The organism is Phenylobacterium sp. (assembly GCF_036495085.1).
GTDB lineage: Bacteria > Pseudomonadota > Alphaproteobacteria > Caulobacterales > Caulobacteraceae > Phenylobacterium.
This window is the reverse complement of record NZ_DASXNL010000134.1, coordinates 20012-40949: the sequence shown is the minus strand read 5'-3', so window position 1 is coordinate 40949 and position 20938 is coordinate 20012. Positions and strand designations below refer to the sequence as shown.

At 66.9% G+C, this 20938-nt stretch carries 19 protein-coding genes and 1 tRNA gene; 7 read left to right on the top strand and 13 right to left on the bottom strand.

The genetic code is table 11. The features are described from left to right. The 6 genes from VGI62_RS15360 to VGI62_RS15335 all read right to left on the bottom strand — a co-directional run. The coding region (locus VGI62_RS15360; protein WP_331505386.1) for an acyl-CoA dehydrogenase family protein at window positions 1–228 on the bottom strand (228 nt) is incomplete at its 3' end. Window positions 229–269: 41 nt separating this feature from the next. Beyond that, complete coding sequence (locus tag VGI62_RS15355) at window positions 270–1595, bottom strand: lysozyme (RefSeq protein ID WP_331505385.1); 1326 nt, start codon at window positions 1593–1595, stop codon at window positions 270–272. 90 nt (window positions 1596–1685) lie between these two features. Next, window positions 1686–3107, bottom strand: a complete 1422-nt coding sequence (gene mgtE, locus VGI62_RS15350) for a magnesium transporter (RefSeq protein WP_331505384.1) — start codon at window positions 3105–3107, stop codon at window positions 1686–1688. Between the two features lie 63 nt (window positions 3108–3170). Continuing rightward, window positions 3171–3255, bottom strand: a tRNA-Leu gene (locus tag VGI62_RS15345). Between the two features lie 76 nt (window positions 3256–3331). Further along, window positions 3332–3583 (bottom strand): FliM/FliN family flagellar motor switch protein, encoded by a 252-nt coding sequence (locus tag VGI62_RS15340; protein ID WP_331505383.1) that lies wholly within the window; start codon window positions 3581–3583, stop codon window positions 3332–3334. A gap of 684 nt (window positions 3584–4267) precedes the next feature. Continuing rightward, window positions 4268–5020, bottom strand: a complete 753-nt coding sequence (locus VGI62_RS15335; protein ID WP_331505382.1) for a hypothetical protein — start codon at window positions 5018–5020, stop codon at window positions 4268–4270. 391 nt (window positions 5021–5411) lie between these two features. On the opposite strand from VGI62_RS15335, the gene VGI62_RS15330 reads away from it, so the two are divergent. Continuing rightward, window positions 5412–7349 (top strand): pyrroloquinoline quinone-dependent dehydrogenase, encoded by a 1938-nt coding sequence (locus VGI62_RS15330; RefSeq protein WP_331505381.1) that lies wholly within the window; start codon window positions 5412–5414, stop codon window positions 7347–7349. Between the two features lie 95 nt (window positions 7350–7444). Here the strand turns inward: VGI62_RS15330 and VGI62_RS15325 are convergent, their stop codons facing one another. Beyond that, window positions 7445–7942 (bottom strand): RidA family protein, encoded by a 498-nt coding sequence (locus tag VGI62_RS15325; RefSeq protein WP_331505380.1) that lies wholly within the window; start codon window positions 7940–7942, stop codon window positions 7445–7447. 321 nt (window positions 7943–8263) lie between these two features. Here VGI62_RS15325 and lipB point away from each other — a divergent pair, with 321 nt between their 5' ends. The 3 genes from lipB (at window position 8264) to VGI62_RS15310 (ending at window position 10767) form a co-directional block, all read left to right on the top strand. Beyond that, window positions 8264–9004: a lipoyl(octanoyl) transferase LipB gene (gene lipB, locus VGI62_RS15320; protein WP_331505379.1), complete on the top strand. Its 741-nt coding sequence runs from the start codon at window positions 8264–8266 to the stop codon at window positions 9002–9004. Window positions 9005–9062: 58 nt separating this feature from the next. Continuing rightward, window positions 9063–10313, top strand: coding sequence for an SPOR domain-containing protein (locus tag VGI62_RS15315; protein ID WP_331505378.1), 1251 nt, complete (start codon window positions 9063–9065; stop codon window positions 10311–10313). Between the two features lie 130 nt (window positions 10314–10443). After that, window positions 10444–10767: a hypothetical protein gene (locus tag VGI62_RS15310; RefSeq protein ID WP_331505377.1), complete on the top strand. Its 324-nt coding sequence runs from the start codon at window positions 10444–10446 to the stop codon at window positions 10765–10767. 87 nt (window positions 10768–10854) lie between these two features. Here the strand turns inward: VGI62_RS15310 and VGI62_RS15305 are convergent, their stop codons facing one another. Together VGI62_RS15305 and VGI62_RS15300 are read right to left on the bottom strand one after the other, a co-directional pair. Next, window positions 10855–11262, bottom strand: coding sequence for a DUF805 domain-containing protein (locus VGI62_RS15305; protein WP_331505376.1), 408 nt, complete (start codon window positions 11260–11262; stop codon window positions 10855–10857). Between the two features lie 55 nt (window positions 11263–11317). Next, window positions 11318–13294: an acetyl/propionyl/methylcrotonyl-CoA carboxylase subunit alpha gene (locus VGI62_RS15300; RefSeq protein WP_331505375.1), complete on the bottom strand. Its 1977-nt coding sequence runs from the start codon at window positions 13292–13294 to the stop codon at window positions 11318–11320. Between the two features lie 229 nt (window positions 13295–13523). Between VGI62_RS15300 and msrB the strand changes: the two genes are divergently transcribed. Beyond that, the gene (msrB, locus tag VGI62_RS15295) at window positions 13524–14024 is read left to right on the top strand and encodes a peptide-methionine (R)-S-oxide reductase MsrB (RefSeq protein ID WP_331505374.1); all 501 of its coding nucleotides are present in this window, start codon (window positions 13524–13526) and stop codon (window positions 14022–14024) included. A gap of 57 nt (window positions 14025–14081) precedes the next feature. Here msrB and VGI62_RS15290 read toward each other — a convergent pair whose 3' ends face one another. The 4 genes from VGI62_RS15290 to VGI62_RS15275 form a co-directional block, all read right to left on the bottom strand. Beyond that, a complete protein-coding gene (locus VGI62_RS15290) occupies window positions 14082–15176 on the bottom strand; it encodes a BON domain-containing protein (protein ID WP_331505373.1) in 1095 nt (364 codons plus the stop codon). Between the two features lie 87 nt (window positions 15177–15263). Beyond that, the gene (locus VGI62_RS15285) at window positions 15264–16796 is read right to left on the bottom strand and encodes an acyl-CoA carboxylase subunit beta (RefSeq protein WP_331505372.1); all 1533 of its coding nucleotides are present in this window, start codon (window positions 16794–16796) and stop codon (window positions 15264–15266) included. Window positions 16797–16857: 61 nt separating this feature from the next. After that, window positions 16858–17232, bottom strand: coding sequence for a hypothetical protein (locus VGI62_RS15280; RefSeq protein WP_331505371.1), 375 nt, complete (start codon window positions 17230–17232; stop codon window positions 16858–16860). A gap of 78 nt (window positions 17233–17310) precedes the next feature. Then, window positions 17311–18039 carry an ATP12 family chaperone protein gene (locus tag VGI62_RS15275; RefSeq protein WP_331505370.1) on the bottom strand — a complete coding sequence of 243 codons (729 nt, stop codon included), beginning with the start codon at window positions 18037–18039 and terminating at the stop codon, window positions 17311–17313. A gap of 3 nt (window positions 18040–18042) precedes the next feature. Between VGI62_RS15275 and VGI62_RS15270 the strand changes: the two genes are divergently transcribed. Further along, entirely contained in the window at window positions 18043–19650 is a 1608-nt protein-coding gene (locus VGI62_RS15270; RefSeq protein WP_331505369.1) for a DUF1800 domain-containing protein, read from the top strand. Then, window positions 19647–20873, top strand: a complete 1227-nt coding sequence (locus tag VGI62_RS15265) for a DUF1501 domain-containing protein (protein ID WP_331505368.1) — start codon at window positions 19647–19649, stop codon at window positions 20871–20873. Before VGI62_RS15270 ends, VGI62_RS15265 begins: the two co-directional genes overlap by 4 nt. Window positions 20874–20938 lie beyond the last annotated feature (65 nt).

Sequence of the window (20938 nt, the reverse complement as noted above, 5' to 3'; positions counted from 1 at the left end):
CTCCAGATAGCCCAGGCCCAGGCCGCCATAGGCCTCCTCGACGGTGACGCCATGCAGGCCGAGCGCGCCCATCTGCGGCCAGAGTTCGCGCGGGAAGCTGTTGGTCTCGTCGATCCGCGCCGCGATCGGGGCGATCCTGTCGGCCGCGAAACGGGCGGTGGTTTCGCGGATCGCGTCGGCCGTCTCGCCGAGGCTGAATTCCAGGCCAGGTCCGTGATTGGGAAGCATGGGACGCCGCTTAGCATGCGCCGCACGGCCGCGCGAAGGGTCTAGCGGCGGCTCCGCGCTCGCCGTTCAGAGACACGGCCAAGCCGCTCGAGCAGGAAATAGATCGCGACCACGAAGAAGCCGACGCCGGCGACGCCCGCCAGGCCGCCCACCAGCTTTGGCCCGAGCCACGCCGAATGGGCCACGGTCCGCGCATTGGTGGCCCAGAAAATCCCTCCGCCGAAGAAGGTCAGCCCGAGAGCCGCCAGAGCCACCAGGGTCAGCAACCCGCCCTGGCCGGGCGACGGAAGCGGCTGAACCTTGGCGGGAATGAAATCGTAGGGCGCGGAATCATCGATGATCGTGCGGCCGACCTGATGGCCGCCCTCGCTGTCACCGCCGTCGTCAGCGCGCTCTTCGTTCCCGGGATCTTCTCCATGGGCCCCCTCGTCGACCCCAAGCCCGTCGGCCGGCTGCGGCTCGAACAGGTCACGGCCGCGGGTGTCGTCTTCATCGACGGGATTTTCGGCCAACTCGTCTTCGAAGGCCGCCTCGTCCGGCACGTCCTGCGGCTCGGGGGCGCGAAGAAAGAAAGGCACCGGGTCGTCCAGCCGCGCGAAGGCTGCAGGGCCAAGGTCGCCGGACGCGTGCGATCGGCCGAAGGTCGGTTCGGGATCGCGCTCCTCGCCCGGATCCTGAAAGAGACTCGACAGTCGTGCGCTGACCGATTCCGCTGCCGCCCTGGCCGGCCCCTGATCCTCGTCCTCGTATGCCGCCGGCGCGGGCGTCGGCTCGCCCTGGCGCAAGACGACCACCCTCTCGCCCTCCATGGAGGCCGTCACCTCCACCGGAGCGTGGCGGGGGACCAGTCCCTCGGCGTCTGCGTCCAGCAGGGGTTTGAGGATCGGCGATGGCGCGGGCACCCAGACGCCGCCTTGTGGGGTCAGGAACAGGGCCTTCTCGGAGGCGCGGCGACGGACCAGGCTGTCGATGACAATTCGTTCGCCGCCCACCTCGGCCTTGCGCCAAAGCTCCATGGCGTAGGCGGCCTGGATGGTCGCGCCCTCGTTAAGTCGCCGCAAAACGCCTGAGCGATGGAAGTTGTCGAGGCCGATGTTGAAGACAAAAGAGGCCAGCGCATCGAACTGGTTCTGAGTCAGGGGCGTGAAGACCGCCTCGTTCAGCGCGTGCGCGATGGCGATGAGGTCGTAGAGCAGCAGCGCCTCGGCGTCGTCTGGCGACACCTCCGCGCCCTGCCTTGCGCTCAGCGTATGGCCATGACCGATCGTCCAGCGCCCATCGGGGAGCTGAGCGGCCGCTCGGCGGTAGCCCTCGAACCGCTTGATCAGTTCGATCGCGGCTCGGGACACACGGTGGCGAGGCTGCATGCCCTCTGCTCTGACCCACTTTGACGCAACGCGCACAGGCGCCGGCCCTTACCGGCAAGTCCTGGGCCGAAACGCTTACTAGGCCAGTCCTTACAACAGGATAAGCGCCGCAATGCCTAGAAGTGCGAGGAATCCGAAGAAGTCGGTCATAAACGTGACCACCACGGATGATGATACTGCCGGATCCCGACCGAACCGGTCGAGGACAAGGGGAGCCAAAATCCCGCCAAGCGCGGCGACGAACAGATTGGCGATGATCGCCAGGAAAACGACGAGCGAAAGCTTGAGATCGTGCTGCCAGATGAAAAGGCCCGCGCCCAGGGCCAATCCGATCGCAGCGCCGTTCATCAGGCCCACGGCCAGCTCGCGGACGATGATGCGCGCGGAGTTGGCGGCGTTCAGCTCCTTGCTGGCGATGGCCCGGACCGCGACCGTCAACGCCTGGGTCCCGGCGTTGCCGCCCAGCGAGGAGACGATCGGCAACAGCATGACCAGCACGGCGATCTTGGCGATCATGGGCTGGAAGGGACCGATCACGACCACGGCGATGGCCTCAGTCAGCAGGTTGATGAGCAGCCACGGTAGCCGCGAGCGCACGATGCCGAGAAAGCCCGCGTCGCGACCGGCGTCGGTCACACCGGCCAGCGCCAGGATGTCCTCCTCGGTTTCTTCCTGGATGACGCCCACGATGTCGTCGACCGTGATCTGGCCGACCAGCCGGCCGCCGGGCTCCACCACCGGGGCGGAGATCAGGCGGTATTTGTCGAAGATGTAGGCCACCTCCTCCTGGTCCATATCGACCGGGATTTCGGTGACTTGCTCCATTATCTGCGCCAGCGGCGTCTCGCGTGATGTGCGCAGGAGGTGGCTGACCGGCGCGGCGCCCACTGGCTTGTAGGCGGGGTCCACGACGTAGACGTCGAAGAACAGCTCCGGCAGTTCCTTGCTCTCGCGCCGCAGGTGATCGATTGTCTGGCCGACGGTCCAGAATTGCGGCGCGGCCACCACCTCGCGCTGCATCAGACGTCCGGCGGTCTCGTCGTCGTAGGCCAGCGTCGTCTCGATGGCGGCCCGCTCGACCTCGGGCATGGCGGCCAGAACCTGGGCGCGCTTGTCCGCCTCCAGATCGTCGACGACGTCGGCGGCGTCGTCGCTCTCCATCTCGCCCAGCGCCTTGGCCAGGATCGCTGAGGGAACGTGCTCGAGGATCTCCTCGCGGATCTCCGTATCAAGTTCAGAGAGCACTTCGCCCAGGATCTCGGGATCCAGGTGTGGGACCAGTTCCTCGCGATCGGCGGCCGACAGGAAACCCATCAGGTCGGCGACGTCAGCCGGGTGCAGCGCGCCCAGCAATTCCCTCAACCGCTCGGCATCACCGCGATCGAGCGCGTCGGCGACCATCGGCACGTAGGCGGGATTTAGGGAATAGTCCTCGCCAAGGGCGAGGTCCTCCAGGTCCTCTTCGGTTTCAGGTCGCTCGCTTAGCTCGGGGTCGTCCGTTTCACGGCTCACGCGGACCTCCCAAGCTTATGTCGAAGCGCTTCTTTCCTGAAAGATTTCCAGACCCTGATTCACTGGTGCGGTCGAGAAGACTCGAACTTCCACGGGTTGCCCCACAGCGACCTCAACGCTGCGCGTCTACCAATTCCGCCACGACCGCTCGTGGTGAGGCGCGGGGGGTAGCAAACGCCGAAGGCTTTGTGAAGGGCGACGAAACGACCTTGCGTGTCGCAGGCTTACTGACCACCGGCCATGAAGTCGTAGACGTTGGCCTCGCGAGTGACCGCGATGGAGATTTTCTCGTCGTTGATCTGGATTTCGCCGCGCGCGACCGGATGGTTGTTGGCCAGGATCCAGACCTCGTCGTTCACGCTGGCGTCGAGCGGGATGACGGCGCCACGCCCCATGCGCAGCAGCTGTTGCATCGGGAGCGTCGATCGCCCCAGCACGACCTGGATCTCGACATTGACCGCGTTGACCTGACTCACCGGAACGCCCCTGACTTCACTTGGGCTTTGCGCACAGCCAGCCCGGCGCCCACTTTGGCCGCGACATGCTTGACCGGGTGTTAAATCCGGCCGCGCAGCATCAAATATGAACGGGCCTGCCAGCGTTTCTCCTCGGAGAGGGCTATTTTGTTCGGGCTGAAAATACGCAACGGACGGGGAACAACGCCACCGGATGAGGGGCATTCCTCCCGATCTTCCCCCAGTCGCTCCGCAGATATTCGGCTCGGCGAGCGGCAGGGCTGGTTGCCTTGCCGACGCCGGCTGACATCGCCATCTCCACAAAGGGTGCAAACCGGTCCTTGCCCCTTGCGGGTCAGGGTCTAGTCTTCCCCAAGGGTAGTGGATGAAACCTATGAGCGACGCCGTCGGCCCTGGCGATCTGGTTCTATGCGTCAATGCCGCCCCAAACCACGCCACGGGACGGCCGGTGCCCCTTCGAGCCGGAGAGACATACCGAGTCATCGCGGTGATGGAATTTGCCTGCCCCTGCGGACGCTCCGATGCTTTGCTCGACGTGGGCGTCGACTTCGCATGGTGCCAGACGCGCTTCCGACTCCTGCCGAAGCCCAAGGCCCAGACGAGAACGCGCCGAGTTTCGGCCCCCAAGGAGAAGGAAACGATTCGCTGAGCGGCCGGCGACGGCTTCGGCCCTGACCCTGACCGCTACCGCGACGGGCTCGCTTTAGTCTCCCCCTGCTCGACCGCGCGCGCGCCGGCCAAGACGTTGGTCATCGCGTAGTTTCCCTCGTGACAGGCGAATTCGTAGAGCACCGCATTGGTCGCGACGAACGCCATCTCCGCGCGCCACGGACGGGTGAAGATCGTTGGATCCTCGACGGTGAATTCATATTTCAGCGCGGCGGGCGCGACACGCGTGAACCGCTCCACGACTCTGGCCCCTGCGGTGAAGAAGAATGGCGCCTGGCTCAACGGGGCGTCCGCACGCAGGTTGGTGGTCTCCACCACCAGGGTGTCCTTCTCCCAATGACCAATGGAATCGCCGGTCCAAGGCCTGATCTTTGCGGGCAAGTGCGCCGCCCCGATTCGGATGATCCGCAACTCGCTGTTGTTCTCGGCCACGATCGCGACCTGGTCGCGAGTCTGCACGAACCGGTAGTTTGCGTTGTAGGGGGCGTTCAGCATCACCGGCCCCATGGCGCCCCAGCTGGGTAACAGGCAGCGATCCCCCGCCACGGGCCGCGACTCAGGGCCGTCGAAGGATTCGATCTGGGCTTGGGCGAACAGCGCGACACGGCGTTTTCCCTCGGCCGTGTAAGGGAGTTGGCCGTCGCCGGGATCGACCAGCCACGACGTGCGAAGTTCGCCATCGACCCTGGCCAGGTGCGCCCCGTCCCACCACTCGCTCTCCGTGCCGCCGACGTTCGCCGCCGTGCTCGGCGGCGAGTAGCTGCTCATGAGTTTGCGCTCCGCATCGGGCATGTCGGCGGCCCGCACGACTAGAGGCAGGAGCCCGGCCGGGCGTTGCAGCCGCGTGAGTGCGTTGTTGTTCCACACGCCATTCAGATCGGGCGCGCCGTATGCGTTTCGCGGCGCTCGATAGGCTTGCCCCGCAGCGCTGGCTGCCGGCAGACCGAGAAGGCCGGCTAAGGAAAGTACGCATAACGCGCGCCTAACCGACTTCAGATCCATGCAACGCCCCCGACGGATCACCCGGGGACCACCGTAGGCGGAATTTCCGAAAGTCCTAGTGACGCCGGGAGCACGCCTTCGCCTCCCGCGCACGACCAGACCAAGCGATCGTCCGGTCGTGATGTGCCGAGCGGACATCTGCGTTAGCTTGAGATCGATGAAACACTCGATTGTCGTCGGAGCCCTGATACTTGGTGGCCTCGGACTCGCCGCGTGCGGACCACGACCCGCCAAAGTCCACGGCGTCCCTGAGGCGGACCAGGACTGGGCCTACTATGGGGCCGACGAAGGTGGTCAGAGGTTCTCGCCTGCTCATCAAGTAACCCCCGCCAACGTCGGCGCGCTTCGCTTGGCCTGGACATCGTCGACGGGTGATCTGGCCGCCCATGGCGCCGACGTCAGCCGCGCGGCGTTCGAGGACACGCCGATCATGGCCGGCGGCCGGCTCTATGTGGTGTCGGCGTTCAACGCGGTCTCCGCCCTCGATCCGGCGACCGGCAGGCCCCTCTGGCGCTTCGATCCGAAGATCAAGACCACCGTGCAGTATGGCGAAGGGTTCACCGCGCGCGGCGTTGCTTATTGGCGCGATCCGGGCGCCGCGCCGGGGAGCGCGTGCGCGGAACGCATTTTCCTGGCGACCAACGACCGAAGGCTGATCGCGCTGGACGCCGCCACGGGCCGGCTCTGCGCCACCTTTGGGACCGCCGGTCAGGTGGACGTGGCCCATGGCGTTGTTCTGGAAAAGCCGGGCGAAATGCAGATCACTTCGCCTCCGGTCGTCGCGCGCGGCGTGGTCGTGGTGGGCTCCTCTGTCGCCGACAATCAGCGGGTCAAGGAGGTCTCCGGCGCGGTGCGAGCGTTCGACGCGATCACCGGAGCGCCGCGCTGGACCTTCGATCCCCTTGCCGGCGCCAATCCGCCGATCGTGGCCGGCGCGGCAAACGTCTGGGCGCCTATGTCCACGGATTCGGCGCGCGGCCTGGTCTTTCTGCCGACGACTAGCCCGAGCCCGGACTTCTGGGGCGGGCTGCGCAAGGGCGACGATGGCGACGCCGATTCGGTGGTGGCCCTCGATGTCGCCACAGGCCGAAAGGTCTGGGCCTTCAAGACCGTCCACCACGATATCTGGGACTACGACAATCCAGCCCAACCGACGCTGGCCATGGTCGCATGGCACGGCGCAATACAGCCGGCGGTGCTGCAGCCGACCAAGCAGGGCCTGCTGTTCACAATCAACCGCGATACCGGAAAGCCGGTCATCCCTGTCGAGGAGCGTCCCGTGCCTCAGGGTGCTGCCCCTGGGGAGACGCTCTCGCCCACGCAGCCCTTCCCTACCGCCCCGGAGCCGCTGGCCCCGAGCACGATCCGGCCGGAAGACGCCTATGGCTTCACGCCTTGGGACCGCGCGCAATGCCGCCGCAAGATCGCCGCCGCGCGCCATGAGGGCCTGTTCACGCCTCCCTCGACCCAGGGGACGATCGAATACCCGTTCACCGGCGGCGGCTCGAACTGGGGCGGACTCGCATTCGACCCGATCCGGCAGATAGCCTATGTGAACACCTCCAGCGCCATGCACCTGATCACCTTGATCCCCGCGGAGAAGGTCAAGGCGGCGAAGGCGGCCGAACCCGGGGTCGAGATCTCCCCCAACGCCGGCGCGCCCTTCGGGATGCGCCGCGAGGTGTTGCGTTCCAGGCTGGGGCTGCCCTGCAACGCGCCGCCTTGGGGGGTGCTGCATGCCATCGACATGCGTACGGGTCGTGTCCTTTGGCAGGTCCCATTCGGCACGACGGGCGACCTGGCGCCCGGCAGCCAACTCATCCTGCGCGGCTCCGGCGCCCCTAATTTCGGGGGGCCAATGGTCACGGGCTCGGGACTTCTGTTCATCGGCGCGGCGGTCGACAACTACCTGCGCGCCTACGACGGCGCCACGGGCCGCGAGCTGTGGCGCGGCCGGCTTCCCGCTGGCGGTCAGGCCACACCCATGACCTACGTCTGGAAGGGACGGCAGTATGTGGTGATCGCCGCCGGCGGCCACGCCAAGTCCAACACCACGCGTGGTGACCAGGTGCTCGCCTTCGCTTTACCCAGCTAGGCCTCGAGCAACAGCAGCCTCGAGTTAGGCGACGGACTTGAGGCTCCACGCCCGAAAGCGGACAACAACAAGAGGTGAGAGCCGGACGTTCTGCTCTATGCGCGATCCTGCAGAGGTGCGATTTCGACTTCGCCCTCAATGATCACGGGCGCGTTCAGCGCGAGCTCTGCGGCCCCCATCACCGCCCTTGGACAGATCGCGGCGTCCTCACCAAAGAGCGCGATCATGAGGTCTGTAAATCCGTCGAGGACAGCCGCCTGCCCGACGAAGCCCGGCGCCGAGTTCACCATGCCGAAGACGCGGCTCCAGCTCACAACCCGATCCAGGTCGCCGATTTCGCGCTTCAGGTCACCGAGGATCGCCAGACCCGCGGCCTTCGCCGCCTCGCAACCTTCTTCAATCGAAAGATCACGCCCGAGCTTGCCGGGTTTGCCGAACGGCGTCCCGTCCGCGGCGCGGGGACCGTGTCCGGCGATGATCGCCCGCGTTCCAACGACGCGGACTTGCCGCCAACTTACCCGCAGGTCGGGTGGAAACTTCATTTCGGCAGGCAGGGCGAGCCCCATCGCCTTCAGTTTCCCCTCAACGCTCATGGCCGTCCCTCGCCCTTCCCCAGGCATGGCAGGGTCACAACGAAACCTGGGCCGCCCGCAGAACCGCAGTTCGCCTTACAGGCCAGTGCAGATGATCACGGCGCTCCTTCAACCGCAAACCAGCCGGGCCATAGGTGGAGTGATCAAGATCCGTGTCGGGGTCGCGGACGGCCATTGGCTGCGCGTCGGGAACGAGTCATTCAGACAGTGGCCCGGGAGCGGAATCCGCCCGCACGACGCGGCTCTGTCATTCAAGAGCAAAGACAGCCAATGTGGGTGTGGGACAAAATCTACCACAAAAGTGAGCAGATTTCCAGAATAATGAATGAAACCAACATCATACACGGGGTATCAGACATAGCGACCACACCGGCCATATTCGGCCGCAGCGACCATGCGGCGGTCGGTTGGGCTGTCTCACAGGCCCAGGTTCCATACCCCGACGCCGTAGCCGCCATGGAGGCCCGCGCCGCCGCCATCGCCGAAGGGACTGCCGGCGAGCTTGTCTGGCTTCTCGAACATCCGCCGCTCTACACGGCCGGGGTCTCAGCCAAGCCGGCGGACCTCCTGGAGCCGGATCGCTTTCCGGTGTTCGAATCCGGCCGCGGCGGCCAGTTTACCTACCACGGTCCGGGGCAACGGGTCGCCTATGTGATGCTGGACCTCACGCAACGAAAAAGGGATGTCCGCGCCTTCGTAGCCGCGCTGGAGGCCTGGGTGATCGGCGCCTTGGCGCGCTTCAATGTCGCAGGCGAAATCCGCCCGGGCCGGGTTGGCGTGTGGGTCGAGCGGCGGGTGGCCGGCGCTCCGACGCGCGAAGACAAGATCGCCGCGATCGGGGTGAAACTCCGCCGCTGGGTGTCGTTCCACGGGATTTCCCTGAATGTCGAACCTGAACTCGCCCATTTCAGCGGTATCGTCCCCTGCGGCGTCACCGAGCATGGCGTCACCAGCCTGGTCGACCTTGGCCTGCCGGTGAGCATGGCGGAAGCCGACGAGGCGCTTCGGGCCAGCTTCGCCGAGGTGTTCGGACCAGTGGCGGTCGCGGCTGCGCCGGGCTAGGTCAGGGGTAGATGTAAGCGAGGGCGAGTCGGATGTTGAAACCCTCAGGTGGGGCTAGATGATCATCAGGCAACGCCGCGCGGCCTTAGGCCTGGCCTCCGCAATCGCGCTCGGCATGGTCGCGCCCGCCATCGGCCAAGGCGCCGGCGTCAGTTATCCGCCGTCTCGCTCCCTCCCGGATTTGGCCTCCTGGCTGCAGAAGGAGACGCCGATCTCGCCGGCGCAGGTCGTCGACATCAGTCCCTCGGCCATCACCGCGGTGGTCAGCTCCAGTTCGGTGCGCGAGCCGCGCGGCTTCCAGGCGACCATCAGTTCCGAAGCCGTTAACCCGGACATCGAAGCCCATGACGGCGTGGCCTCATGGTCGATCCCGGTCGAGGTCAATTGCGATCAACGCTCAGTGCGCCTGGGGGCGATGACCGGTTTCCACAGTCGCAACCTGCGCTCCGAGCCCAAGGTCCTGCGCCAGGCGGATACGGCTTTCGTCAGCCCAACCCCCTCCGCGCCCCTCGGAGCTGTGATCCGAGCCCTCTGCGATCGTGATTTCAAACGACCCCTGGTTGGGATCTCGACAAAATTCGCGGCCAAGGCTCCCGCCAAGCCTCAGCCTGCCCCCCCAGGTCCCAAGCCAGAGATCGTCGCGGCTTTGCCCAAACCACCGCCCTCCGCTCCCGTGACCCCCCCACCCGCCGAGCCGAAAGCTGCGGCGGCCGCGCCAGCGGCGGCCGCAGCGTCCACCCCAAAGCCCGCTGCGGCGACACCCAAGCCGGAGGCGACGACGCCGGCGCCCGCCGCGCCCGTTGTCGCGGCGGCTGAGCCGAAACCAAGCCCCGTGAGGGCCATGTCCAATCCCGCCCCGGCCGCGCCTGTCGTGGCGATGGCCGCGCCGAGCCCCGGCCCCGTGGCGGCTCTGCCAAAACCTGGGCCGACGGCTGCGACCGTGCCCCTCAGGCCGGAGCTGGCGCCAACAGCCAAGCCGCTACCGGCCCGCGCCGCGCCCCCCGTCGCCGCTCTCGGCTCGGCCGCTCAGCCGCAACCCCGGCCCGCACCCAAGCGGCCGATCATCCCGTCCATCGTGATCCAGGTCGGGGCCTCCCCGAGCCTGCCCGAAGCCAAGGGTATCCTGGCGCACGTCACCCGCAAATTCGCCGGCGAACTGGACGGCTTCAAAAGCGACGTGGCGACGGTCGATGTCGACGGCAAGCCGCTGTATCGGGCGATGATTTCCGGTTTCAGTTCGACGTCCGATGCGAGAGCGTTGTGCGGCAAGCTCAAGGCGGGCGGCCAGGCCTGTTTCGTCCGGGACTGACGCGGACCGGTTGCGCATCGCAGGGCCCCCCGGAGGCTAGGCTCAGATCGTCGCCTGGATGGCAGCGGTGGCGGAACAAACCCAAAGCGTGGCCGTTTTCTACTGGGGTCGTCAGTCTCCGGAGTTATCCATGGTCAGTTCCAGCGCAGCGCCTCTCAGAAACGAGGCAGAGTTTGAACGCGCGCTCACCGAGGTGGAGCGCCTGTTAGAGGGACCGCAAGCTCCCCAGACGGTGGAAGACATCTGGTTCAATCGCCTGCTCACACGGATCGCCGATTTCCACGACGCACAGCCTCCGGAGCAGCGCGACGCCAACCTGGATCGGCTGCAGGACCTCGACAAGCAGTTGCAAGCCTTCGGCAAGCGATGGCCGCATCCGGACGATCCTGATGGCGATCACCACTGGAGCCCGATGCTGCACCTCGATCTGGATCCCAGTCACCACCAACACTAGTGGCCTGGATCAGGGTTCGCACGCGACCAGCGAGCGGGCTTCTCAGGCGAAGAAACCAGCGACGAGGGTGGATCGAATTGGCTCTACCTAGGCTGCCACGGACGGCCGCAAGGGGTTGGGGCCGTATCGGTTGGTCCCTGCCTCACCGGGCATGGCGCCCAGGTCAATGGCTGCCCAAATCAGAACAAGGGTGAAGAAAAAGTCGAAGAAGCTGTTGGGTTGCGGCCAGACCGCGACCGTGGCGACCAGCACGAGCGCCGCCCACCATCCGGTACGCCCTCGGTCGTGCAACCGCTTAGAGAGCACACATGCGCCGCAGTAGAACAGAGGGGGATAGACGAACCAGCCGGTGATCCAATGCAAAGTGGAACCGGCCACAGCCTCATAGAGCGCAGCGACCACCAGCAGCAGAGCCGCAGCCATCAATGACGGCATCCGGGCAGCCCGACCGTTGGCCGAGAAGAGCAGCTCGCCCCAGTCGATCTGGCCGTTCATGACGCTCGCCCCCAGAGATCCATGTCTAGAATCCCGGGCAAGGATAGTCCCGCCTTCAGGCGAACTCGACCAGGACTTCGTCCGCCGCGACGCTGTCGCCCGCCTGGGCGTTGACGGCCTTGACCGTGCCGTCGCGCTCGGCGCGAATGATGTTCTGCATCTTCATCGCCTCGATGACGGCGACCGCCTCTCCGGCGCGCACCAGCTGGCCCACCGCGACGTCCAAGGTGACCACCAGACCCGGCATGGGCGAGAGCACCAGCTTGGAGGTGTCGGCCGCGAGCTTCGGCGGCAGGCGCTCGTGGAGGTCGGCCGTGCGTGGGGTCAGCACCAGCACCTTGGAGGTGGCGGCGCGGTGGCGGATGCGGAAGCCCTCGGGCGCCGGCTCCACCTGGGCGGAGAAAGCCTGGCCGTCGAGTACGCCTTTGAACATCGGGCGTCCGGGGCGCCAGTCGATGGCCTCCAAGGCGAGCGTTCTGCCCTCGTCGAGGAATTCAACCTTCAGCACCTCGCCGTTGGTCACCCGCACGAGCCGCTTGTCGCCGTTCTCGATCACCACCCAGTCGTCGCGCATCAGCTCCGGCGCGGCGCGCCGCGTGATCGTGCGGTGCATGGCGCAGGCCACCGCCGTCATCAGGTCACGCTGGAAGGAGGTCGGCGTGGCGCCCCAGAAGCCCTCGGGGAACTCGTCCTTGATGTAGTTGGTGGAGAGCTTGCCGGACCGGAACCGCTCCTGGTCCATCACGGCTGACAGGAACGGGATGTTCTGGCCGAGGCCCTCGATATGGAAGTCCTCGAGCGCACGTCCCATGGCGTCGATCGCGCCTTCGCGGGTTTCGGCCCAGGTGGAGAGCTTCGAGATCATCGGGTCGTAGAACATCGAGATCTCGTCGCCCTCGCGGACGCCGGCGTCGTTGCGCACCTTCGCTGAGCCAACGTCGCCTTCAGCCGGCGGGTCGTAGCGGACCAAGCGTCCGATCGAGGGCAGGAAGCCGCGGTAGGGATCCTCCGCGTAGATCCGGCTCTCCACGGCCCAGCCGCCGATCTTCAGGTCTTTCTGGGCGAAGGCCAGCTTCTCGCCGTAGGCGGAGCGGATCATCTGCTCCACGAGATCAAGACCGGTGATCAACTCGGTCACCGGGTGCTCCACCTGCAGGCGGGTGTTCATCTCCAGGAAGAAGAAGCTCTTATCCTGCCCAGCCACGAACTCGACCGTGCCGGCAGAGTCGTATTGCACGGCCTTGGCCAGCGCCACGGCCTGGGCGCCCATGGCCTCCCGGGTCTTGGCGTCCAGGAGCGGGCTCGGCGCCTCCTCGATGACCTTCTGATTGCGCCGCTGGATCGAGCATTCGCGCTCGAACAGGTGGACGACATTGCCGTGCTTGTCGCCCAGCACCTGGATCTCGATGTGGCGCGGGCTTTCGATGAATTTCTCGATGAAGATGCGGTCGTCGCCGAAGCTCGCCTTGGCCTCGGCCTTGACGGCCGGGAAGCCTTCCTCGACGTCCTTGCGGTTCCAGGCGACGCGGATGCCCTTGCCCCCGCCGCCGGCCGAGGCCTTGATCATCACCGGGTAGCCGATCTCCTCGGAGATCCGGACCGCGTGCGCCGTGTCGTCGATCTCGCCGACATGCCCCGGCACCACCGAGACATTGGCCTTGGCGGCGAACTTCTTGGACTCGATCTTGTCGCCCATCGCCTCGATGGCGTGTGGATTGGGACCGATGAAGACGATTCCTTCCTCGGCGCACCGCTTGGCGAAGCCCGCGTTCTCCGACAGGAAGCCAAAGCCCGGGTGGATCGCTTGCGCGCCCGTCTCTCGGCAAGCCGCAATGATCTTTTCGGCGACCAGGTAGGATTGCGCTGCAGGAGGCGGCCCGATGAACACCGTCTCGTCGGCCATCTCCACGGCCAGCGAGTCGGCATCAGCCTCGGAATAGACCACCACCGTGGCGATCCCCATTCGGCGGCAGGTCTTGATGATGCGGACCGCGATTTCCCCGCGGTTGGCGATTAGGATCTTTGAGAACATCTACCCGCGATAGACGGGGCGGCCGGGCTTGGCAAATGCGTCTTCTCGCCCCCAGACGCCGCCAGCCTCGAAGATGGTGTTGAACCCGTCACCGAACTGCACATTCCCGTCCGTGCCGCCGCTTGGGGGCGGTGGGGGCGCCCCTGTTGCCGGGACCGGCCTCGGGCCGGCGCGCGCAAGTATCTCTCAACGCTTTCCCGGCGCGCGCGCACTGCTTACACTCGTCGCCATGAGCCCGACACCTCTCTCCCCGACTGGTTTCGATCTGACACCGCCAAGCCCGGAGCAGCGCAAAGCCCTGGAGGCGACGCTGACCCGCGAGGAATCCGACGTCCTGCTGCATCACGGCACCGAAGCGCCGTTCTGCGGCGGCCTGCTCGATCAAAAGGATGCCGGCATCTACTGCTGTCGGCTCTGCGGCCTGCCGCTTTTCGAGCACAAGACCAAGTTCGAGAGCGGGACCGGCTGGCCGTCCTTCTGGGCCCCTGTCGACGAGACGCATGTGAAGGCGGTGCGCGACGTCTCCTACGGCATGGTCCGCATCGAGACGACGTGCGCGCGCTGCGGCAGCCACCAGGGCCATGTGTTTCCCGACGGCCCGCCGCCCACGCGGCTGCGCTACTGCATCAACTCGGTCTCGCTGGAATTCGTCCCATATGGCGCGCGCCTCCCCGACCGCCTGGGCCGAGGAGAAGGAATCGCCACGCCGAGTGCGAGCGCAGTCGCTTAGGCTCCCCACGGACGAGCGCTCCGCGCCTGGGCGCGAGCCTCGCCCAATCCGTCGGAACTAGTTCCTCTTCCCCGTGGCCGACGGGCTTGCGCCAGCTCCGCCTCCACTATTGGAAGCCGGGTCGTCGCGCCGCATCTGGGCTTCGAGGACGCTGTCGCCGTAGCCTGAGCCAGAGCCGGTAATGAACCCACCCTTGGCGACGCGCAGATTGTTCTGCACGTGGTTCACCCCGGCAATGTCCTCGACGAGGCGTTCGGCGCGGTGCTTGGCTTCCCGGTTGTCCACGGCGCCGGAGAGGGTCAGTTCACCGGCTGCGACCGTGATCGTGATGTGCGAGGCATCGAGCCAGGTGTCATCGGTCAGGCGTTCGTGGGCGTCTTCGCTGATCCGTTCGTCAGAGCGTTTGTACCCCTGCGGTCCAAGACCCCGAGCAAAAGCGCCGCGGCCCTGGGGGTCGCCGCGCTCGTGAATGCCTGACTCAGCTCCGGCGTTGAACCAGGACGCCACCCGTTCGCCCGCGCGGTGCAGGAAATCACCGCCGCGGCCGCCATAGCCGCCCTCATAGTCTTCGCGGGCCCCGCCGCCGGCCCATCTGCGCGGCACGTGACGCAGGTCGGCCGGATCATAGCCCTCCCGGCCGTAGCCTTCGGCCTGGTAGCGTTCCCTCGCATAGCCGCGCTGGGCGTCGAAGCCGCTCGGCACGTCGCCGTACTCGACGCCGCCCTGGCCGTATTCCTGTGGGTAGATGCGCTCGCGCTCGTCGTCGCCATAGAAACGGCCGCCGCCCCGGTATTCGTCGCCTTGGTAGCCGCGACCTGCGTAATCCTGCCGGCTGAACTGCGGTCGTGCGCCATAGGCGCCGTGTCGCATCGCCGGGCTCACCCCGCCATAGTGGCGGTCCTGCCAGCCGGGCGTCGACGAGCGGCCGCGATAGGCCTCGTCGGCTTGGCGGTCGCCGTAGCCGGCTCCGCTTTCGCCCTCACCGAACACCCGGTCGCGATCGGCGCCGCCCCGACGCGCGCCGTACGCCCGAGAACTTTCTTCCCTCTCCCAGGTGCGGCCTTCGGGGCCGTGACGCTGCCCCTCGTCCAACCGTCGCCGGTCCCGCTCGTTCATCTGCCGCTCGCGGTCGTCCATCCAGTTGCCCGCCATGGAAACGTCCTCCGTGTTTGCGGCGCGGCGCAAAGCCGCCGCCGTCCTCGGGCGGAGAACACGGGCTGGCGCGGAGGGGTTCCGGTCCTAGAGCGGAATGTTGTCGTGCTTCTTCCAGGGGTTGGTGAGTTGCTTGCCCTTGAGGTTTTTGAGAGCCCGGACGATCCGCCGGCGGGTGCCGTGCGGCATGATGACGTCGTCGATGTAGCCCCTCGAAGCGGCCACGAACGGATTGGCGAAGCGTTCCTTGTATTCGGCCTCACGCGCGGCGATGGCGTCGGGATCGCCGATCTCGGAGCGGAAGATGATCTCCACTGCGCCCTTGGAGCCCATGACCGCGATCTCCGCGGTGGGCCAAGCGTAGTTGATATCGCCGCGCAGGTGCTTGGAGCTCATCACATCGTACGCGCCGCCGTAGGCCTTGCGCGTGATCAGGGTGATCTTCGGCACCGTCGCCTCGGCGAAGGCGAACAGGAGCTTGGCGCCATGCCGGATCAGGCCGCCCTGCTCCTGCTTGGTTCCGGGCATGAAACCCGGCACGTCGACGAAGGTGATGATCGGAATCTCGAAGGCGTCGCAGAAGCGCACAAAGCGTGCGCCCTTGCGCGAGGCGTCGATGTCGAGCACACCCGCCAGTGTCTGCGGCTGGTTGGCGACAATGCCGACAGGTTGGCCGTCCATCCGCGCGAAACCCACGACAATATTCTTGGCGTATTCCGGGCTGATTTCGAAGAAATCCGCCTCGTCCACGACCTTGGAGATCAACTCCTTCATGTCGTAGGGCTTGTTGGGGTTGGCCGGCACCAAGGTGTCGAGGCTCGGCTCGTCGCGATAAGGCTCGTCGAAACTGTCGCGTTCGGGCGGCTTCTCCCGGTTCGAGAGCGGCAGGAAATCGATGAGGCGGCGAACCTGGGTCAGGGCCTCCAGGTCGTTCTCGAAGGCGCCGTCGGACACGCCGGATTTCATCGCGTGGACGCGGTAGCCGCCCAATTCCTCGTGACTGACTTCCTCGTGGGTGACGGTCTTCACCACATCGGGGCCGGTGACGTACATGTAGGACGTGTCCTTCACCATGAAGATGAAGTCGGTGATTGCCGGGGAATAGACGTCGCCACCGGCGCAGGGGCCCATGATCACGCTGATCTGCGGAATGACGCCCGAGGCCAGGGTGTTCTCGAGAAAGATGTCGGCGTAGCCCGCGAGGCTGTCCACACCTTCCTGGATGCGTGCGCCACCAGCGTCGAACAGGCCGATGATCGGCGCGCCGAGCTTCAACGCCTGCCGCTGGACCTTCAGGATCTTGTTGGCGTGCGCACTGGAAAGAGATCCACCGAAGACCGTGAAATCCTTGGAGAACACGAAAACCACCCGGCCGTTGATCCGCCCCCAGCCCGTGACCACGCCGTCGCCCGGCACCTTTTGGTCCGCCATGCCGAAGTCCGTGGCTCGGTGCTCGACGAACATGTCGAACTCCTCAAACGAGCCCTCGTCGAGAAGGAGGTCGACGCGTTCGCGCGCCGTCAGCTTGCCCTTGGCGTGCTGGCTGGCGATCCGCCGTTCGCCGCCACCGACGCGAGCCTCCGCACGGCGCTTGTCGAGCTCTTCGAGGATATGCTTCACGCTTAACGGCCCTTCTCTTTGAACAGCGAAGGCGTAGAGCGCGCTAGCGCGGGTTGCAAGGTCAGGCCTGGAGGTCGACCGGCATGCGGCAGAGTGGCGCGACTGCGACGCGGGATCGGCAAGCGGCAGTTGGGGCCAGGTCCTCAGCGGCGCTCTCCGCTGAGGACCTGGCGAGGCGATAGACCGCCCTGTCCAACCTGGCCACCAGCCGAGCGGAAGCCGAGGCACGGGCAGGCCGCGAGCGACGATGTTCCTGCGCTGCGATCAGCGCCGACATGGCCGGGGGCGCCAGCGCCACGGCAAAGGCGGTAGGTTGCGCGGCGGACGGCTGTAGCGGTAGCTTCGGCAAGGCCGCCTCGTCGCCCGGTTGCCGGGTGTAGGCTGCCGGACCGGGCAGGAGGCGATAGCCGCCGAAAGACGCGATCGAACCGAGCATAAGCCCTGGCTCCGCTCCACTTCGGCACAAGCGCCGTCGTTTCGGCGCCGCCGAGGCAAAATCCGCGCCCGGATGCGGCTAGCCGGCCAGGCCCCTGAACCATCGATCTAGCATGGCCGCTTCTGCTGAGAGGCGTTCGGTCCGCTCGGCGGCTTCGGCGTCGATACCCCACTTTTCCTCCTGCCAGGCCTCGTCGAGCCGCGAGAGGGCGAAGGCGTCTTCACCCGATAGCCAGCCGCGCTGCACGGCCAGCGCCAGGACCGCCGAGCCGAACAAGGCTGCCCCGAACGCCAGCCCCGTGAGGCCGAAATCGTCGAGTTCGAGGGCGAGGGCCTTCACCCGCTCGAGCGTCGCCCGCGGTTGAGCCTGATGCACGATGCCGGCGGCGCGGACGAACTCCAGCCCCGCCTCGGTCTGCGCCTGGTCGAGAACTGGCCCCCAAAGGCGTTGTTGCCGCTCGACGAGGCCGCCTGGATCGGTCGCGAAATAGCAAAGCAGGTCGGAGGCGGCGTAGTCCGCGATCGCCTGAGCCGTCGACTCGCGGGCCAGTGGCACGGATTCAATGGCGGTGTTGGCGAGCCGCGTTGCGTGCATTCGGGCAAGGTGCAGGTGCTCGCCCTGCGAGGCCCATTCGTCCGCCACCTCCTGGGCCAGCGCCAGGGTGGGCAGGACCACCGGCTGGCCTTTCGGGCCGCGCAAAACCCGCGCGTCGAGGGTCACGCCGTAGCCGCCGTTCATCTCTGAGACAGAAACGCTGCTGTAGAACTTCCGGGGCTTTTCGCCGGGTTCCTGAAATCCTCGCGCCAAGTCTTGAGTAACTCCCGTAACGTTCCGGCCCGGATTGCGCCGCTATTGGGTGACATGACCGTGGAGAGGGACAAGCGCAAGGAGACACGCGTCGTGGCGCTTGCGAACCAGGACCTGAGAGCCGCGATCGCAGTCACCCGCTTTGGGCTCGGCGCCAAGCCAGGCGAACTGGCCGACGCGCGCAAAGACCCGCTGGGCTTCCTGAAAAGCCAGATCCGCCGCTCAGGCGCTGACCGGCCAACTGGCTCCGCCGCCGGCAGCGCCCAGCGCATGGCGCAGTTCCGGGACTACCAGCGAGAGCGCCGAGACGCGCGTGTGGAACGCGCCGCCGATGTCCGCCCTGGCCCTGCCGGTCCGGGCGCGACGGCCTCGGAGCCCGGCAATCCCGCCATGGCCGAGGCGGCGCCCGGCAAGGGCCATGACGCGCGCGACCCCGTGAAGTTGGTCGGGCGCATGCTGCGCCAGGATATCGGCGAGGACTTCGGCGCTCGCGCACAACTGGCGGTCACCACCGAGGCGGCCTTCCGCGAGCGTTGGGCGCTCTTCTGGGCCAACCACTTCACAGTCTCGGCCACCAAGGCGATCACCGGAACGGTCGTGGGGCCGTTCGAGGAAGAAGCCATCCGGCCCAACGTCTTCGGCCGCTTCGTAGACCTGCTGGGCGCGGCCGAGACCCATCCGGCCATGCTGACCTACCTCGACCAGATCCAGTCGATCGGGCCGGACAGCCAGGCGGCGGAGTTCATGAAGCGGGGCGGCCCGCGCGGCGTCGGCGGGCGGCTGCAGCCCGCCGCGCTCCGTCGCACCGTCGGCCTCAACGAGAACCTTGCCCGCGAAATCCTCGAGTTGCACACCGTCGGGGTGAACGGCGGCTATACTCAGGCCGACGTCACCGAGTTCGCTCGCGCCATGACCGGGATCTCCATCGGCGGTCCGCGCGACCCGGACTACGGGGTCGCCGTCTTCCGAGAGGCGGCGCACGAGCCGGGTGAACGGGCGGTGATGGGTATCCGCTATGATCAGGGAGGAAGGGCCCAGGCCAGCGCCATTCTGACCGACCTGGCCGCCAAGCCGCAGACCGCGCACTTCATCTGCACCAAGATCGCCCGCCACTTCGTGGCCGATGAACCGCCGCCGGCCTTGGTCGCGCGTCTGCAAGCTGCCTGGACCGCGAGCCGCGGGGACCTTGCCAAGGTCGCCGAGGCCCTGGTGTCCGCACCCGAGGCCTGGAGCCCCAAGCCGGAAAAATTCAAGACGCCCTACGAATTCGTCGTCTCGAGCTATCGGGCGGCCGGCGCCGAGCCGACGGGCTTCGACAAGCTCGCGCCAATCCTGACCTCGCTGGGCCAGAAACCGTTCTCGGCTCCCTCGCCGAAGGGGTGGGCCGAGGATGCACAGTCCTGGGCGGCGCCGGACGCCATCGTCAAGCGGATGCAATTCGCCCAGGGCTTCGCAGCCGTCGCCGTCGACGGGCGTGATCCAAAGGCGCTTGCCGCCGATGCGCTCGGCGAGCGGCTGTCGCCCGAGACGGCCAAGGCGATAGCTCGCGCCGAATCGCGCGCTGAAGGCTTCGCCCTCCTTCTGATGAGCCCGGAGTTCCAACGCCGATGATTGCTCATGTCCCTACACGCCGAGGCTTGCTCGCGACGGCGGCGGGCTTCGGGCTCTGCCTGCAGCTGTTGGCCGTCCCCGCACGGGCGGCGGATGGCGAGATCAACAAGCGCAAGATGGTCGTCGTGATCTGTCGCGGGGGGATGGACGGGCTCTCTGTCGCCCCGCCGATCGGGGATGGTGAGTACCGGAACCTTCGCGGCTCCCTTGCGCTCAGCGACACCGCCCTGCCCCTGGACGGGACCTTCGCCCTCCACCCGCAGCTCACCGCCGTCCACGCCCTGGCCAACGCCGGTCAGGCGCGCATCGTCCCGGCCGTGGCCACGCCCGATCGCGCGCGATCGCACTTCGAAGCTCAAGACGTCCTGGAGACCGGCGCAGCAGGTGTCTATTCCACCACGTCCGGCTGGCTGAACCGCGCTGTCGAGACGCTCTCGATGCACCGCAAGGTCGACGCCCTTTCGATCGGCGCGACTGCGCCCTTGATCCTTCGCGGCAAGGTGCAGACCGCCTCCTGGTCGCCGGGACGCACGGTGGACGCCGAAGCCCGCCTGCCAACGCTGTTGCAGGACCTCTACCGCAACGATTCCCTGCTGGGCCCGGCGCTTGCCCGAGGCCTGGCCACCGAAACCATGGCCAAGGACGCCACGGCGGGCCTCGACGGCGCGGGGCCTTCGGCGATGGGTGGCGGCAAGGGCGCGGGCGGCGGACCGGCGCAGCAGGCTGCCGCCAGGTCGCTGGGTCAGTCCCTTGCGGGCTTCATGCGCGAACCCGGCGGCCCGACGGTCGCGGCGATTTCCTTGGACGGCTTCGACAGCCACGCGAACCAGGCCGGCCTTCTGGCCACCCGCCTTGCCTACCTCGATGCTGTGCTGGATGGGCTGAACACGGGCCTCGGGCCGGAATGGAAGAACACGGTGGTTGTGGTCGCAACCGAGTTCGGTCGCACGGCGCGCGCCAACGGCACCGGAGGCACCGATCATGGAACGGCCTCCACCGCCTTGCTGCTCGGCGGCGCGCTCAAACCGGGCGGCATAGTGGGCGACTGGCCGACCCTGAAACAGCAGGCTCTCTACGAGAACCGCGACGTCGCCCCGACGCTGGACATGCGCAGTCTTTTCAAGGGCGTGTTGGTCGAGCACATGGACGTCGATCGCTCCGCGCTCGACAACATCGTGTTCCCGAACAGCGCCGCAGCCAAGCCTACGTCGCGACTCGTCTGAAGACCTGCCCCCGTCCGCGGGCGCTGTGAGCCAAGCTGATTGAGGGGCCGCGCGTCTGAGCGGAC